Raw genomic sequence first — 16,852 nt, forward strand, 5'->3', positions numbered from 1 at the left:
ACTATGCATGTAATCATTGAATGGACCTATAAAGCGAAAAAGGGTGCGGAAACTGTTTTACGTTCAGAAGAAATGCCAGCAGCTCAAGCATTACTACTTGCAGAGGACATGGAGCGAACAGGGAGAGTAAAATCACTGCATTGTATCGATCGACAAGATACAAATTGGTCTTTGAAGGAACTCAAGGCATATTTAAAGGAAATTGACACTGAACCACACAATATTACAGTCTATTTCGATGGTGGCTTTGATCTTGCAACAAAACAATCGGGGCTAGGCTGTGCGATTTATTATGAGCAAAATGGCAAACCATATCGATTAAGACAAAATTCTTTTTCGGCAGAGCTAAAATCTAACAATGAGGCAGAATACGCAGCGCTTTATTTAGGGTTAGTCGAGCTTGAGCTAATGAACGTTCACCATTTGCCAGTTTGTTTCACTGGCGATTCCCAAGTCGTTATCAATCAATTGAGTGGGGAATGGCCAGCACTTGAAAAGAATTTATCTAGCTGGGCAGATAAAATTGATGCAAAGCTAGAGGAGCTCAGTATCCAGCCAGAGTACAAGCTTATATCACGTAAAGAAAATTCAGAAGCTGATCGCCTTGCAACTCAAGCATTAAACGGTATCGATATTACAGGATTAAGGGAAATGGTAAAGGAGTAGGTACGGTATTAGACGCTCCAAAAGAAAAGAGGCTAGGACAAAACTAGTCAAAACTTTAAAAAGTGCGAGAAATCAATTTTAGAAACATTGATTTCTCGCACTTTTCTTATGTTAAATTTTTTGACCAAGGATCTTACCGCTTCGCTTCGAAAAAAAACATTTGTTGCTGCCGTTACGTTGCACTACGCTTTCGCACAAAAAATATCTATTGCCTCGACACCCCAGAAAGATGCCCAGCCGGTACGAAAATCTCCCTTACGCTCTGGTGTTGGTCCGAATTATTAACTTATCGATAAAATAATTATTCCGTTCTTGATTGCTAATCATAAGAAATATTTACTGGTAAATGGTTTTTATCACAAATTTTCTTATTTTCAATGAAACTTTTACCATTTTAAAACTACTACTACTATGAACCTAATAATAAGGAGAGATTTTATGAACATGAAAAAATTTGCGCCTGCAGCAATGACAGCATTATTATTCGGAAGTGTAGTAATACCAGCTGCTTCGGCAAAAGAAAATCCGACAGAGACAGAACAACAAGTACCACAAATTCAAATTGATCCTGTTCACATTTTCAATACTACTTATGGAACAGTTGAAAAAGTCAATTCTAGTGAAAAAATTACATATTTCACAGTAAAAGATGGCGATCAAACAAACATTTTAGAGATAACAAAAGATACACTTGTTTTCGATAATACAGGTAAAAAAGTGGATCTTAAAGAAGGGGATAAAATAGTAGCTTATACATTTGCGAACAAGCCACAAAAATTAATTTATCCACCACAATTCGGTCCCGATGTTGTTATTGTTGAAACTAAGGAAGCTGGATTTGTTGAAGTTGATTACTTCTTTGAAAACCTAACAAATACTTATGATATGTTAAAATTAATCATTGGTGAAAATACGGAGCTTTTAAATACGAAGGGAGAGAAAGTTGCAGCTAAAGATTTAACAGAGAAGAACTTAGTTGTCTTCTATACAGCTTCAACAAAAAGTATCCCAGCTCAAACAACCCCTTCGAAAGTAATTGTTCTTGATGACGAATCAGAAAATACAACAGAAAATACTGTAGATGCGGAAATAGCAAAAATAATCGCGACAGATTATTATGAAGTCGATGGAACAAAGATGGTTCCGTTGCGTTTGATTGCCGAAAAGCTTGGCTATAAAGTGGAGTCAACAGGTAAAGGTGCAATTGTATCAAAAGGTAATTTATCTTACACAATTACTCGTGGAGAAAAAATGTTTGGTTATAACAAAGCATTACGCCCACTTCATGCATCCCCTGCTTTGTTAGAAGGTAATAAAACCTATGTACCAGTTGAATTTGTAGAGGAATACTTAAAATAATTCTAAAAATCCCTGTAAAGGTAGATTAACCTTTACAGGGATTTTTTTAAATTTTATTTCCAAATATATTCATTACAGGAAACTTTAAAGAACAAACAACGTCTTAATTAACAGAGAGAATGACTTTACTTCAGGAATTCAAACAGAAGAGAGGATTTAATTTGGAAAGAAAAACAAGAAGCTCTAAAAAAGCGAAACCTAAAAATAAAGTAATAAAAATAACCTTACTAGTAATTGTAATTTTACTATTAACCGCAACTAGTTACGGAGCTTATGCGTTTGTTAAATTTAAAAATGCCTATGATAGTTCAAAGGTCGATTTAAATAGAGATGGAAATAAATCAGAACTTAGGGAAGAGGATGTTTCATTTACAAAAGATCCAATCTCAATTCTATTATTAGGTGTTGAAAATTATTCTAGTAAGGCGAAGGATGGTCGGGCAGATACTCAAATGGTCATTACTTTGGATCCGGATACATCTGAAATTAACTTAATTACAGTGCCTCGAGATGCAAGGGTTAAAATAGAAAATGCAGGGGAATATACAGGTATACATAAAATCAATGCTGCTTATAATTACGGATCTATTACAGGCTATGGGGCAATTAAGCTTCAATTAGAGACAGTTGAAAAATTCCTTAATATACCGATAGATAACTTTATTGCAGTAAACTTTGATGGCTTTAGAGATATTGTCGATGCTTTAGGTGGAGTAACAGTAGATGTAAAAGAGGATTTCTGGGAAGATAATATTTACGATAGAAAACAAAGGATAGAATTTCATAAAGGAGAGGCACATTTAAACGGGGAAGAGGCACTTGCATTTGTAAGAATGAGATACAGACCTGTTAATGCTTCATACTCACGCGAAGAGAGACAAAGACAATTTTTGACTGCAACAATTAATCAAGCAAAATCGACGAATACAATATTTAAAATTGGTCAAATTGCAGATATTTTAGGAAAAAACGTAGAAACAGATTTAAACCCTAATGAAATCTACGCACTCCAAAAGCAATATTTGAATTCCAAAAATATATCTACGAAAACGTTAGAAATAAAAGGAGAAGATCGGTATATCGGCGATGTTTCTTATTTTATACCCGATATGGAAGGCTTGGAGAAAGTAAGCATGGAATTAAGAAAAATTCTTAAATTAAAAGAAGAAAATTTCAAAACAAATGCGGCAATAGAAAATTAATAAATAAGAATCCATTTTGATAAATTTTTTCAAAATGGATTTTTTATATTAAGCAATTATGCCTCGGCATAATTGTCGCTGCCGCTTTGCTTTCGCTATAGGACGTGGCGCTTTTAGACTGAATTCTTCTATTACAGCGGATGTTTGGACACCCGCTGAAAAAAATTAAACAGAATGTTCTATTATTCATTGTAGCTTTGCTTAACGTTATGAAAATTTGTTAAACTATTGGTGCTGTAATTATTGAGAGAAAAGAGCGAAGAAAATGAAATTTATTCACATAGATCAAAAATATCCTGAGGATTGGATTCGCGTATTAAATCATATTGCGAATTTATTTTTTGAGGATTCCAAGCTAAAAGTAGAGTCTGAAGGAACAGATATGGCAGTATCATTCGAATATAACGTTGGGGATGATTTCTCGATTTCTACAAAAGCTGCACTTGAGGTAGACGGTAAGCGTTATACGAATGACTATCGTATTCAATACGAATCTGAGGCTGAAGGACGTGAGCTAAATATTCGTATGAAGCGTGCTTTGTCTCACGTATTTTTAGATGTGTTAGAGCAACATACGGGAATGCATCAGCAATGGGGAATTTTAACGGGTGTGCGTCCAACTAAGCTTTACCATAAATTCCGAAAGGCGGGTAAGAGCGAGGAAGAAATTACTGATATTCTTATTCGTGATTTCCGCTTGTCAGAGGAAAAGGTAGCGTTACTAAAAGAAATAGTTGCTCGTCAGTTAGTGACGATTCCTGATATAGATGAAATCGGTAAAGAAATGAGTATTTATATCGGTATCCCTTTTTGCCCGACTAAATGTGCTTATTGCACGTTCCCAGCGTATGCGATTGGCAGCAATCGAAAGCAAGGGCGTGTTGCTACTTTTTTAGATGGGCTGCATATTGAATTACGTGAAATGGGGAAATGGCTGAAGGAAAATAATATGAAAATCACGTCCATTTATTGGGGTGGTGGTACACCAACATCTATTGAGGCACATGAAATGGATGCATTGTATCAGACGATGTATGACTCCTTCCCGCATCCTGAGACAATCCGTGAAGTAACTGTCGAAGCGGGCAGACCTGATACGATTACGCCTGAAAAACTAGAAGTGTTAAAAAAATGGGGCATTGACCGAATAAGTGTTAATCCACAATCGTATACAGATGAAACACTTAAAGCAATTGGTCGTCATCATACGGTACAAGAAACAATTGATAAGTTTTGGTTAGCACGTGAATCAGGCATGAATAATATTAATATGGATTTAATTATTGGTTTACCGAATGAAGGGATTGAGGAGTTCCAGCATTCATTAGATGAATCTGCAAAAATGCAGCCAGAATCGCTAACGGTACACACATTATCATTTAAGCGTGCATCGGAAATGACACGTAATAAAGATAAGTACAAGGTAGCAGACCGTGATACTGTTGCAAAAATGATGCATATGGCACAAGTATGGACGAAGGAAAATAATTATGCACCATACTATTTATATCGTCAAAAAAATATTTTAGGCAATTTAGAAAATGTAGGCTACAGTAAAGCTGGAGAAGAAAGCATCTATAATATTGTCATAATGGAAGAAGTACAGACTATTTTAGGAATTGGCTGTGGAGCCTCCTCTAAATTTGTGCATCCTGAAACAGGGAAGATTACGCAGTTCCATAATCCCAAGGATCCGGCTGCCTACATCATGACGTTTGAAGAGGCTATCGGTAAAAAGATTGAGTTTTTAGATGAATTATATAAGGCATAAAAAAGATGGCAATCTGACGTGATGTTCAGATTGCCTCTTTTATTCCGATAAATCTCGATAATGTTCCGATAAAGTTGGAAAACATTCCGATAAAACTACAAAATGTTCCGATAAAATTAAAAAACATTCCGATAAAATCTCAGGAATGTTTTTAGTCTGAATTATAATGATTGTAAGAACCTAACTTAAATGAGTGGAGGTATAACATGAAAGTCGTTATTAGTCCAGACTCCTATAAGGGGACTTTGTCGGCCATCGAGGTGGCTAATGCAATGCAAGCAGGAATCTTGGATGCTAATCCATCGATTGAAACAGTCATTTTACCAGTTGCAGACGGTGGAGAAGGTACTTTAGAATCACTGGTTGCCTCAACAGATGGTCAATATATTTCACAACATGTGTTGGACCCATTGGGGAGAGAAATTGAAGCGAGATATGGTGTGCTTGGTGATAATGAAACATGCGTTATTGAAATGGCTCAGGCATCCGGTATTATGCTGCTACAGGATAAGGAAAAAAATCCTGAGCTTGCATCGACGTATGGGACGGGGCAGCTAATCAAGGCTGCTCTTGATGAAGGGTTTAGGAAATTTATTATCGGAATTGGCGGTAGTGCTACAAATGATGCTGGTATTGGCATGTTAAAGGCACTTGGACTGCAATTGAAAAAAGAAGATGGCACATTAATTGCTGATGAGGTTTCGGCACTATTAGATTTAGCTTCAATTGATGTTAGTCAGCTAGATCCCCGATTGGCTGAAGCAACATTTATTATTGCATGTGATGTTGATAATCCATTGATTGGAGAGCGTGGGGCAACAGCTATTTTTGGACGTCAAAAAGGTGTAAAAGAACATCAAATTGCTTATTTTGATAGCTGCTTAAAGCAGTTTGCAGACATTGTTGAAATGCAAATTGGCATTCGACTGCACGACTACAAAGGGGCAGGCGCTGCAGGTGGAATGGGAGGCGCATTAATAGCATTTTTAAACGGAACTTTTAATGTAGGTATTGAGATTGTGATGAATGCAGTACAGTTAAAAAAGCATTTAGAAGGTGCCGGGTTTGTTATGACAGGTGAAGGTAAATCGGATCGTCAAACATTACATGGGAAAGCACCATTAGGGGTAGCGAAGGCTGCAACATCGGCGAATGTACAAGCTATCTTATTGTCAGGTGCAATAGAAGAAAATGATAAACCTGAATTACTCAATTACTTTACTGTTGTTGAATCATTAGTAGATGAAAATATTAGTATTCAGCAGGCAATGCAGGAACCTTATTATTTTATTCGCATGAAAACAAAGAAAATGTTTGAGAATTATATACAAAATGGATATAACTTTGCCCCATCATAAGTTGATCTTCGTTCCGGCTGGGCGACTCCTTGGGGATCACAGCGCCACAGATAATAACGTCTTCGAGACCAACATCCTTTTGGCCAAAGACAGGAAAGCGCTCAGCCCATGGTTAGCTATCTTTTTTGTATAATAGAAAAAGAAAGGAAGTTAGAGATGAAAAAATTATTAGTAATGCTCCTTTGTATTTTTTTACTAGCAGGCTGTACGGAGACGTCAAATACGAAGAAAGTATCTGTCACTGCGGGACATGAAATGCGCGTACATTTTATTGATGTAGGACAAGGAGATTCGATTTTTATTGAATCGCCAAACGGTAAAACAATGCTTGTTGATGGAGGCGTTAAAGGAGCCGGTCAAAAGGTTGTTTCGTATTTGAAGGAGCTCGGTGTGAACAAGCTTGATATAGTGGTCGCAACCCATCCTGATGCAGACCATATTGGTGGTTTAATCCCTGTGTTAAATTCGGTAGATATTGGACAATTTTATGATTCAGGGAAGGTACATACATCTCAAACTTTTGAAGAGATGCTGACACTTATTGATACGAAGAATATTTCTTATAATGTTCCAAAAACAGGCGATCGTATAGCGTTTGATGATGATATTAATGTGAAGGTGTTAAACGCCAATGAAAATGCAACAGATAATAATGATGCCTCCATTGTCTTAAAACTTGCTTATGGTAATGTATCATTTTTATTAACAGCCGACGCGGGAATAGCGTTAGAAAAAGAGATGATGCAGGACGATGTGAAAGCAACGATCTTAAAGGCAGGCCATCATGGCTCTAACACGAGTAGCTCTGCGGAGTTCATTCAGAAAGTACATCCTGAAGTGACAATTTTAAGCTATGGAGAGGGCAATAAGTACGGTCATCCTCATGCTGAAGTAGTTGAGCGATTACAAGCAATTGGCAGTGAAATTTACTCTACTGCAGAAGCGGGAACTATTATCGTATCAACAGATGGGGTAAACTATGAAGTGAATTCGAAGGAATGGTCTCCACCAAGTGTCTCAACACCACAAACAAGTGCCTCAGCACCAGCAACAACTAGTGCAAGTATTGAAATTGTTAGTAAGGATTTAATAGAAGAAATTGTAGGTATTAAAAACAATGGTAATGAAGCAGTGTCCTTAAAGGATTGGCAGCTTATATCAATTGAAGGGCATCAAGTTTTTAATTTCCCAAATGTGACATTACAGCCAGGGAAAACGATGTATGTCACAAGTGGCTCAAATGCACGAGAAGGTCAAAATTATTTAAAGTGGACAAAGAAACAGATTTGGTTGAATGATGGGGATGCTGCGCAATTACGTAATGCGAAAGGGGATATCGTTAGTGAACTCGACTAAATACACCTTAGACCGTATTGAAGATGGATATGCAGTTTTTTTGAAGTACCCAGAGGAAGAGGAACAGCTAATCATTTTACAATCAGCTATGAATAAACCAGTACAGGTTGGCGATCGTGTGCTAATTGAAGAAATGGACGGCATCTACCAAATTGAAATTTTAAAAGAAGAGACCGAACAGAAAAAGGAAGAAATACAAAGCTTAATGGATAGATTACGTAGGAAAAATCAGTAGTCACAAAATGAAGAATAGGCTCATCACTAGAAGTTGGGGACGGCATTCGTTTGCTATGATTTCCGTTGCGACAGGGACGCCCTCAGGAATGCGCCCGGCCGGAACGGAAATTAACCCCACGTTATGTGATGAGCCTTTATTTAATTGGCCAAATTGAGCACGAAAATGCCTAAAACGCTATGCTAAATATTTTGAATATATGCTAAAATAATTATACTAATAGGAAGCTAGGAGCTGACACAATGTCAATTAACACAATTATTTTTGATTTAGATGATACGCTATTATGGGATAAAAAATCCGTCAAAACAGCATTTGAAAAAACATGTGAATACGTAGCAACAATACATAATGTGAATCCGGCTGAGCTTGAGGAAGCTGTGCGTAAAGAAGCCCGTGCACTTTACGAAGGCTATGAAACATATGATTATACGGTGTTAATCGGCATTAACCCATTCGAAGGACTTTGGGGAACATTCGATGATCCAACAGATTCTTTCCAAAAAATGAAAAATATCGTACCAGGCTACCGTACAGAAGCATGGACAAATGGCTTAGCAGCTCTTGGTATTAAGGATGCACAACTAGGGGCGGAGCTAGGGGAGCGCTTTGTGGCAGAGCGTAAAGTATCTCCATTCTTATATGAAGATACTTTTGATGTGCTAGATAAGCTGAAAGGAAAGTATCAACTCGTATTACTAACAAACGGAGCACCAAGTTTACAAAATTTAAAGCTAGAAATAACACCAGAAATCGCACCATATTTTGACCATATTATTATCTCTGGGGACTTTGGTAAAGGAAAACCAGATGCCTCTATTTTCGAGCATGTAATGGAGAAAGCAGGTAGTACAGCAGACGATGCGATTATGGTTGGAGATAACTTAAATACTGATATTTTAGGCTCATCTCGTGTTGGTATGCGCAACGTTTGGATAAACCGTGAAAACAATGTACCAAATGGCGTTGTCACTCCAACATATGAGGTTGATTCTTTAACTGCATTATTAGAACTTGTAAATAAGCTATAAGCAAAAGGATAAATATAAATTAAGGCGTATCAATAAACAAGGGTTGATTTTCACTCCGAGTTGGCGCTTTCCGCGGGCTTGGCTTCAATCTCCTCGTCACTACGTTCCTGCGGGGCTTTCAGCTCAAGCTCATCCCGCAGGAGTCGCCACTCTCCGTGAAAAATCAACGGTTCCTCATCATTAGTGTGAGAAGACAAGCTGAAACAAAATAGTATAATAGCTATGATTAAAATACTACGCAAGACAGGCTTCACTGCATAGACTTCTGGAGTAAAATAATGCTAAACGGTGTCTTTCAATTAATTTTCTCTACAGTTTTATACCAACAAAATAGTGTTTGTCTACAGTCTGAAATGTACTGATTCATCAAGGGTCAGTACATTTTTTTATTTTATCGAAGTAATATGTCGAAACATTTTGTTGTTGCAATTAAGTGAATTATCAGAAAAAATATTTTATACTATTATTGCAAATAAAAGTAAATACTTTCAATCTAGTGATTTCGATTTGGGGAAAATGTACAAGCCTTGTTGTTGTAAGAAAAAATATATAGGACTTCATGTTTATAGGGGTGTATATGATGAAAGCAAATCGTTTAGTGTTTGAAAATTCAATTGATATTAATCCACGTTCAGGCATCATCAAGTTCAATGGGAATCGAATGATCTTAAAATCAGCTGAGGCACTTGGGCTTTTTAGGCGTGATATTATTCAAACGTTGAATATGGAGCGAGCAAAAGGCTTTTTATTACGCTATGGTTGGGCATGTGGTTATAGTGCTGGTGGCTCTATTGAGAAGATGTACAATTGGAAAGAGTTAAAAGAGTTGATAAGAGCTGGCGCAGCGATCCATACATTAGAGGGCGTTGTTAGTGTAGAAATTGATGTATTAGAAATAAGTGACGAGAAATTTGAAATGGAAGGTAAGTGGTTTCATTCTTATGAGGCGGAGGAGCATGTCCGCCATTTTGGTTTTAGTGACGAAAGTGTATGTTGGACACTGGTCGGTTATGTAGCGGGTTTTCTAGCAAAAACCTATCCAAAGGAGATTGTCGTTTTTGAAGAAAAGTGTCGTGGTAAATGCGATGACTATTGTAAATTTGTCGTACGAACAAAGGAGCATGCTACAGCAGAGCAACTCGATATAATACGATATTTTCAAGAAACCTCCTTAGCTGACGAATTAGACGCTACTTATAATGAGTTAAAAACATTGAATAATTCTATCCTACATTCTGACACCATCCATAAGCAAATGACACATGCTATGCTTGAAGGCTATACGTTGAATCAACTTTTACATCTATTAAGTGATGCTTTGCAATGTAGTGTAACGATAGAACGTAGATATTTAATGAAGCCAATTGGCTATTATTTTATGCATAAGGAAGATGAGCAACTTTATATAGAAGGAAATCGTAAGAAAAAAGAGTTTCGACATGAATATGAGATTATGACCATGAAAAAACAATTGGGGACTTTAGTGATTCTTAGTCATAATGATCTAACGCGTGAGCAGGAAATGATTATAGAACGCGCTGTAACGGTCTTCTCAATTTATTTATATACGCAGATGCAAATTGCTCAATCGCAGTGGCAACGAAAGTCTGATTTTTTAGATGAAGTCATGAGTAAACAATCTTCCTCAGAGGAACTCATTAAAAAGGCACGTAGTATTTTCTACTTTGATCCGAGTAAAAACAATCGTGTAATTGTCATAACAACTGAGCATGAGGACCCGGAAATATTGCACAGCTTTTTAATGACAGAGTATTTAAATGTGGAGTGCTTTATTAAAAATCAAGAGGTTCTACTTATTCTAGAGGATTGTGAGAAAGATATCGAATATATGTCAGACTTTGTTAGCGTATTATCGAAACGCTTAAAAGAGCGATTTAAACAATCTATATTTCAAATTGGTGTTGGGAAAAATGCTGAGAAGTTAGAGGAAATAGGGAGCAGTCACAATGAGGCAAGACTGATTTGTCAATTTTTGCGATATGCAGCACCTGAACAAACACAATCTGCTATTTACGAAAACTTTCAGCACATTATGCTATTTTTAAAGACGACAAATCCAAAGGAGCTTTTACAGTTTTATGAAGATGTACTTGGTCATCTATTAAAATATGATGAGCAAAATAATGCAATACTTGTCCATACATTAGAAGTTTTTTTAAACCACAGTGGGAACGTCAATAAAACAGCGAAGGCTTTGAATCTATCCATTCCTGGTTTTCGTTATCGAATGGAAAAAATTGAATCTTTATTGCAAGAAGATTTGCGGACAGGAGATGGGCGTTTCCGATGCCAGTTAGCCTTGAAAATCTATTATGTAATTAAAACATTAGAAAATAAGAAGTAAGAAAAGTCAGCGGAATTGCTGGCTTTTTTTAACTTCTTTCAGCGGGTATCCAAACATCCGCTGAAATAGAGGAACTCAGTCTAAGAACGCCACGTCCTGTGGCAACGACTGAGTGACCAACATCACGTTGGCCCAAAGCCTCCGGCGGATGTCACGGAATCGGAAAGGAGTTCTTAAAGGATGTTAGCCTAAAATCATCGCATCCATGCGATAACGGCTAACTGACCTGCATCACGCAGGCCTAAGCACAAAGCCGATTCCGGACGCAATTATGCCGAGGCATAATTGATTCTTCGCATATTTTCCTTTCAAATTTTAAAGAAAAGAAACAGAATACCATACTTTTTATAAATTATCTAAAAATTCAAAAACTATTACAGTTAAATAGACATGTCAAACAAGAAAAAATAATTGTAGGAGGGAAGAGGATGGTTGTAAAGCAAGGTACGAAGCCATTGACAGGGCAGGAATATTTAGAAAGTTTAAAGGATAGTCGGGAAATTTGGTTACATGGTGAACGTGTAAAAGATGTCACGACCCACCCAGCTTTTCGAAATTCGGCACGATCGATTTCACGTTTATATGATGCCATGCATGACCCAAAATACAAAGATATTTTAACTTGTGAAACGGATACGGGTAGTGGTGGTTATACCCATAGTTATTTCCGAGCAGCACGTAGCGCGGATGATTTAATTAAAGGACGAGATGCTATTGTTGCTTGGGCCCGCCTTACATATGGGCAGATGGGTCGGACACCAGACTACAAAGCTTCATTCCTTGCAACTCTCGGTGGGAATCCTGAATACTATTCACCTTACCAAGAAAATGCAAAGCGTTGGTACAAAGAATCACAGGAGCGCAATTGGTTCTTTAATCATGCAATTGTGAATCCACCTGTAGATCGACATAAAGATGTCCATGAAGTAGGCGATGTTTTTATCCAAGTGGAACGTGAAACGGACGAAGGTTTGATTATTAGTGGTTCAAAGATGGTGGCTACTGGTTCAGCTATTACTAATTACAATTTTGTTGGCACATATGGATTACCAATCAAAGATAAAAAATTTGCTGTTGTCTTTATTGCACCAATGGATGCACCTGGTGTGAAGCTTATTAGTCGTGCATCGTATGAAATGACTTCTGCCATTATGGGGAGTCCATTTGATTATCCGCTAAGTAGCCGTTTCGATGAAAATGATGCAGTACTAGTATTCGAGCAAGCACTTATTCCATGGGAAAATATTTTAATTTATGAAGATATGCAAAAGACAACTTCATTCTTTGTAGAAAGCGGTTTCATTAATCGCTTTACTTTCCAAGGTGTCACGCGCTTAGCGGTAAAATTAGATTTTATTATTGGTGTATTGTTGAAAGCATTAAAGACAGCGGGCACTGATCAATTCCGTGGCGTACAGGTGCATATCGGGGAAATTATAGCTTGGCGTCATATGTTCTGGTCATTAAGTGATGCGATGGCACTGAATCCTGAGAAAAAAGAAAATGGCATCGTTATTCCGAATTTAAATGGTGGATTAGCATATCGCGTATTTTTACAGGAAGGTTGGCCGAAGATTAAAGGCATCATTCAGCAGATTGTGGCAGGGAATTTAATCGTTCAGCCATCTAGTGCAAGAGATTTTTTAAACGAAGAATTCCGTCCGACATTAGATAAGCTCTATCGTGGTTCAAATGGTATTGAAGCCCTTGAAAAAATTAAAACAATTAAGCTACTTTGGGATGCGATTGGTACTGAGTTTGGCGGCCGAGGTGAATTATACGAACGTAATTATGCTGGAAATCATGAAGATATTCGATTACAGACATTGTTTGGAGCACAAGGCAGCGGTAAAACAGATGAGTTTATAGCGTTTGCTGAGCAATGTATGGCAGATTACGATTTAACAGGGTGGACAGACCCTACGTGGGTTAATCCAGATGATGTGAATTATTTTACCAATAAATAATGAAAACAATTAGGGGGAATGTTTGATGTCAAATTTTGATGTAGCACAATTAGCGCATGTGGAGCTTTTTACACCAAAGCCAGAAGAATCTTTAAAGTTCTTCACAGATTATATGGGACTACAAATTACTGCACGCGAGGGGCAATCTGTTTATTTACGAGGCTATGAAGATTTTTATCATCACACTCTAAAGCTTACGGAAGGAAAAGAAGCTGGTCTTGGACATTCTGCATGGCGAGCAAGTTCACCTGAAGCGCTAGAGCGTCGTGTCGCATCTTTAGAAAAAAGCGGTTACGGAAAAGGTTGGATTGATGGTGATTTAGGTCATGGTCGTGCTTACCAATTCGTCACACCAGATGGACATAATCAAGAGATTTTGTGGGAAGTAGATTATTTCCAGCCAGCTGAAGACCAAAAAACATTATTAAAAAGTCGTCCACAAAAGCGGCCAATAATGGGTGTTCCGGCACGCCGTTTAGATCATATCAACTTAATGTGTAAGGATGTGGCAAAAAACCGTGAGTTTATGTCCGAGCATTTAGGCTTCAAATTACGTGAACAAATTGTTTTAAACAATGATGAAGAAATTGGTGCATGGATGAGTGTTAGCCCACTTGTACATGAGGTAGCGTTAATGAACGATCAAACTGGCAACAGTGGCCGCTTCCATCATATTGCATTTTGGTACGGCTATCCACAGCACCTGATGGATACAGCAGATATTTTTGTAGAAAACGGTATTCAAATAGAAGCGGGACCTGGCAAGCATGGTGTGAGTCAAGCGTACTTCATGTACGTGATGGAGCCTGGTGGCAACCGAGTTGAATTATTTGGCGATTCAGGTTACCTAATTTTCGATCCTGATTGGAAGCCAATAACATGGCGTGAAAATGAATTAGATGAAGCGATTATTTGGTATGGCTCTCCACTACCAAATGAGTATTTCTTATATGGTACCCCAGATCGAGCAGTGAAGGTTCCAGTGAAATAAACAATAGTAGGGCTCATCACCAAAAGTTAGCGATGACATTTGTTAAAACGTATGCAATTTATATAAGTTGATTGGAGTGGAGACTGGGCGACTCCTTGGGGATTAGCAATAGAGGAACGAAGGCTAAAAGCATCACGTCCTGTGATAACGCCTTCGTGACTAACATCGTGTTAGCCCGACGCCCCTAGGAAGCTTTGCTCTGTGCGAAAGCGAAGCGACAGCAACTACAAAGCGCCCAGTCGGAACGGAAATCAACCCCACGTTATGGTGATAAGCTAGTCAGTATTTTTATCTGTAAAAAAATCCAAATCGCTGTCTTAAATACTACTTCAGAGTATTTGAGACAGCACTATATTATGAGGGGGTTATGTAATGGAGGATCGTCTGTTTAGAACTGCGATGGGGAAATTTGCAACAGGTGTCACAGTAATTACAACAAAAGTAAATGGCAGTATCCATGGTATGACTGCAAATGCGTTCATGTCTGTTTCACTTGATCCGAAATTAGTTGTCATCTCTATCGGTGAAAAAGCTTCTATGCTGAAGTATATCCAACAAAGCGGAACATTTACTGTTAATTTTTTATCAGCACAGCAGCAAGAGCTATCAATGCTATTTGCCGGACAAATAAAAGATAAGCGTCAAGTAACATTCGGCGATTTACAAGGTGCCCCTACAATTGAAGGCGCTATTGCACAGGTGAGCTGTGAGGTAGCTAGCACTTATATAGAAGGTGATCATACGTTATTTATCGGACGAGTGAAAAACATTCATCTAGAAGATGGGGAGCCATTGCTATTCTTTAATGGGCAGTATGGTGCATTATCAGCAGCGACAACGCTACAGGTCTAGGAGGTTAGGTATGGATAGACAACTTTATGCAGAGAAATTACAGGAAGCTGAGGCAACGAAGCAACCGATCGATCCACTATCATCTACTGTCCCAGACATAACTGTAGATGACGCTTATGCTATTCAATTACTTCAAATTGCTACAAAGCAACAAGAGGGGAAGCAAATTGTCGGTAAAAAGATTGGTTTAACGAGTAAAGCGATGCAACAGCAATTTAAAGTTTCGGAGCCAGACTACGGCCATATTTTATCGGATATGGTAGAAGTCGACGGTGCAACGATCTCACTCGACCATTTCATTCAACCAAAGTTGGAATTTGAGATTGCGTTTGTTTTGAAGAAGGACTTAAATGGACCAAATATTACAGTGGAGGATGTTATGGAGGCGACAGATTACATTGTCCCTGCATTAGAAGTAATTGATAGTCGCATAGTGGATTGGAAAATTCGTTTTGAAGATACAGTCGCAGACAATGGTTCCTCTGCCATGGTGATTATTGGTGGAACACCTACAAAATTGAAAGATGTAGACTTACCGCATATTGGCATGAATGTTTACCGCAATGGTGAATTGTTTGATAGTGCAGCCGCTGCCGCTGTCATGGGTGATCCATTACGTGCAGTTGCATGGTTAGCTAATAAACTTAGTAAATATCATATCAGTTTGCAGGCAGGTGAATTTATATTAGCAGGCGCATTAACAGCAGCAGTCACAATTGAGGATGGAGATACGTTCACGGCAGAGTTTGCCCATCTAGGTGCTGTGTCGGCTACGTTTAGGTTGAAGGAGGAGAAATGAAGATGGCAAAGTTGAAAGTTGCGATTTTAGGCTCCGGTAATATTGGTACAGATTTAATGTACAAAATTGAGCGTAGTGATTACTTAACGATGAGTGTCATGGTAGGAATTGACCCTGCTTCAGAGGGGATTCAACGTGCAAAGGCTCGTGGCTATCATACAATCACGAATGGAATTGATGGCTTAGTGGCATGTCCTGAGCTTTTTGACATTGTGTTTGATGCTACAACGGCAAAGGCACATTCTATGCACAGTGAGAGAGTGCTTGCTCTGGGTAAAAAGATCATTGATTTAACGCCGGCAGCTATTGGCCCATTTGTTGTGCCGTGTGCTAATTTGGAAAAATTCGCGACGGCCGATAATGTCAATATGGTGACATGTGGTGGTCAAGCGACTATTCCAATTGTCTATGCGATTAACCAAGTAGCTGATGTTGAATATGCGGAAATCGTTGCAACGGTAGCGAGTAAAAGCGCAGGACCTGGAACACGGGCTAATATTGATGAATTTACACGAACAACAGCCAATGCAATAGAGGATGTAGGCGGAGCGAATAGGGGAAAGGCTATTATCATTTTAAATCCAGCTGATCCGCCGATTATCATGCGTGATACTGTGCATGTTTTAGTGAATGAAGGTGACAAGGAACACGAAATTATCGAAGCAATTGAAGATATAGTGCTAGCTGTTCAGCAATATGTACCTGGATATCGCATGACGAGTGCTCCTATTTTTAATGGTAAACAAGTATCAATCTTTTTAGAAGTGAAGGGAGCAGGAGATTTTTTCCCAACCTATTCAGGAAATCTCGATATTATGACGGCTGCAGCAGTACAAGTAGGAAATGAAATTGCTAAACAGCATCATGAAACAGTGAAGGCGAACTAAGCGGAGGTGAGTA

General features: G+C 38.2%; 14 protein-coding genes. All 14 read left to right on the top strand.

The genetic code is table 11. The features are described 5' to 3' along the window. Positions 1 to 3 precede the first annotated feature (3 nt). The 14 genes from ABH968_RS18610 to ABH968_RS18675 all read left to right on the top strand — a co-directional run bounded on the left by ABH968_RS18610 (position 4) and on the right by ABH968_RS18675 (position 16,839). Positions 4 to 666, top strand: coding sequence for a ribonuclease H family protein (locus ABH968_RS18610; protein WP_370046334.1), 663 nt, complete (start codon positions 4 to 6; stop codon positions 664 to 666). Between the two features lie 438 nt (positions 667 to 1,104). Continuing rightward, entirely contained in the window at positions 1,105 to 2,025 is a 921-nt protein-coding gene (locus tag ABH968_RS18615) for a stalk domain-containing protein (protein ID WP_370046336.1), read from the top strand. 161 nt (positions 2,026 to 2,186) lie between these two features. Further along, positions 2,187 to 3,227, top strand: a complete 1,041-nt coding sequence (locus ABH968_RS18620; RefSeq protein WP_370046338.1) for an LCP family protein — start codon at positions 2,187 to 2,189, stop codon at positions 3,225 to 3,227. Between the two features lie 265 nt (positions 3,228 to 3,492). Continuing rightward, positions 3,493 to 4,998 carry a coproporphyrinogen III oxidase gene (locus ABH968_RS18625; RefSeq protein ID WP_370046340.1) on the top strand — a complete coding sequence of 502 codons (1,506 nt, stop codon included), beginning with the start codon at positions 3,493 to 3,495 and terminating at the stop codon, positions 4,996 to 4,998. Between the two features lie 206 nt (positions 4,999 to 5,204). Beyond that, positions 5,205 to 6,356 carry a glycerate kinase gene (locus ABH968_RS18630; protein WP_370046341.1) on the top strand — a complete coding sequence of 384 codons (1,152 nt, stop codon included), beginning with the start codon at positions 5,205 to 5,207 and terminating at the stop codon, positions 6,354 to 6,356. Positions 6,357 to 6,512: 156 nt separating this feature from the next. Beyond that, a complete protein-coding gene (locus ABH968_RS18635) occupies positions 6,513 to 7,712 on the top strand; it encodes an MBL fold metallo-hydrolase (protein ID WP_370046343.1) in 1,200 nt (399 codons plus the stop codon). Further along, the gene (locus tag ABH968_RS18640) at positions 7,699 to 7,947 is read left to right on the top strand and encodes a DUF3006 family protein (RefSeq protein ID WP_370046345.1); all 249 of its coding nucleotides are present in this window, start codon (positions 7,699 to 7,701) and stop codon (positions 7,945 to 7,947) included. The genes ABH968_RS18635 and ABH968_RS18640 overlap by 14 nt, the downstream gene beginning before the upstream one ends. A gap of 242 nt (positions 7,948 to 8,189) precedes the next feature. Further along, entirely contained in the window at positions 8,190 to 8,978 is a 789-nt protein-coding gene (locus ABH968_RS18645; RefSeq protein WP_370046347.1) for an HAD family hydrolase, read from the top strand. A gap of 580 nt (positions 8,979 to 9,558) precedes the next feature. Further along, positions 9,559 to 11,343, top strand: a complete 1,785-nt coding sequence (locus ABH968_RS18650) for a XylR N-terminal domain-containing protein (RefSeq protein WP_370046349.1) — start codon at positions 9,559 to 9,561, stop codon at positions 11,341 to 11,343. A 428-nt stretch (positions 11,344 to 11,771) separates the two neighbouring features. After that, on the top strand, positions 11,772 to 13,310 hold the full coding sequence (locus ABH968_RS18655) for a 4-hydroxyphenylacetate 3-hydroxylase N-terminal domain-containing protein (protein WP_370046351.1): 1,539 nt from the start codon (positions 11,772 to 11,774) through the stop codon (positions 13,308 to 13,310). 25 nt (positions 13,311 to 13,335) lie between these two features. After that, positions 13,336 to 14,301, top strand: a complete 966-nt coding sequence (locus ABH968_RS18660; RefSeq protein WP_370046352.1) for a catechol 2,3-dioxygenase — start codon at positions 13,336 to 13,338, stop codon at positions 14,299 to 14,301. Positions 14,302 to 14,673: 372 nt separating this feature from the next. Further along, positions 14,674 to 15,153, top strand: coding sequence for a flavin reductase family protein (locus ABH968_RS18665; protein ID WP_370046354.1), 480 nt, complete (start codon positions 14,674 to 14,676; stop codon positions 15,151 to 15,153). A 10-nt stretch (positions 15,154 to 15,163) separates the two neighbouring features. After that, positions 15,164 to 15,952 carry a 2-keto-4-pentenoate hydratase gene (locus tag ABH968_RS18670; RefSeq protein ID WP_370046356.1) on the top strand — a complete coding sequence of 263 codons (789 nt, stop codon included), beginning with the start codon at positions 15,164 to 15,166 and terminating at the stop codon, positions 15,950 to 15,952. Between the two features lie 2 nt (positions 15,953 to 15,954). Further along, the gene (locus tag ABH968_RS18675) at positions 15,955 to 16,839 is read left to right on the top strand and encodes an acetaldehyde dehydrogenase (acetylating) (RefSeq protein WP_370046358.1); all 885 of its coding nucleotides are present in this window, start codon (positions 15,955 to 15,957) and stop codon (positions 16,837 to 16,839) included. Positions 16,840 to 16,852 lie beyond the last annotated feature (13 nt).

This window comes from Lysinibacillus sp. RC79 (assembly GCF_041262405.1).
In the GTDB taxonomy this organism is placed as follows: domain Bacteria; phylum Bacillota; class Bacilli; order Bacillales_A; family Planococcaceae; genus Lysinibacillus.

Excerpts from the sequence above, each read along its gene's own strand:
- ABH968_RS18610 (WP_370046334.1), top strand. The coding sequence starts at position 4 with ATGCATGTAATCATTGAATGGACCTATAAAGCGAAAAAGGGTGCGGAA.
- ABH968_RS18615 (WP_370046336.1), top strand. The coding sequence starts at position 1,105 with ATGAACATGAAAAAATTTGCGCCTGCAGCAATGACAGCATTATTATTC.
- ABH968_RS18625 (WP_370046340.1), top strand. The coding sequence starts at position 3,493 with ATGAAATTTATTCACATAGATCAAAAATATCCTGAGGATTGGATTCGC.
- ABH968_RS18630 (WP_370046341.1), top strand. The coding sequence starts at position 5,205 with ATGAAAGTCGTTATTAGTCCAGACTCCTATAAGGGGACTTTGTCGGCC.
- ABH968_RS18635 (WP_370046343.1), top strand. The coding sequence starts at position 6,513 with ATGAAAAAATTATTAGTAATGCTCCTTTGTATTTTTTTACTAGCAGGC.
- ABH968_RS18645 (WP_370046347.1), top strand. The coding sequence starts at position 8,190 with ATGTCAATTAACACAATTATTTTTGATTTAGATGATACGCTATTATGG.
- ABH968_RS18650 (WP_370046349.1), top strand. The coding sequence starts at position 9,559 with ATGAAAGCAAATCGTTTAGTGTTTGAAAATTCAATTGATATTAATCCA.
- ABH968_RS18655 (WP_370046351.1), top strand. The coding sequence starts at position 11,772 with ATGGTTGTAAAGCAAGGTACGAAGCCATTGACAGGGCAGGAATATTTA.
- ABH968_RS18660 (WP_370046352.1), top strand. The coding sequence starts at position 13,336 with ATGTCAAATTTTGATGTAGCACAATTAGCGCATGTGGAGCTTTTTACA.
- ABH968_RS18665 (WP_370046354.1), top strand. The coding sequence starts at position 14,674 with ATGGAGGATCGTCTGTTTAGAACTGCGATGGGGAAATTTGCAACAGGT.
- ABH968_RS18670 (WP_370046356.1), top strand. The coding sequence starts at position 15,164 with ATGGATAGACAACTTTATGCAGAGAAATTACAGGAAGCTGAGGCAACG.
- ABH968_RS18675 (WP_370046358.1), top strand. The coding sequence starts at position 15,955 with ATGGCAAAGTTGAAAGTTGCGATTTTAGGCTCCGGTAATATTGGTACA.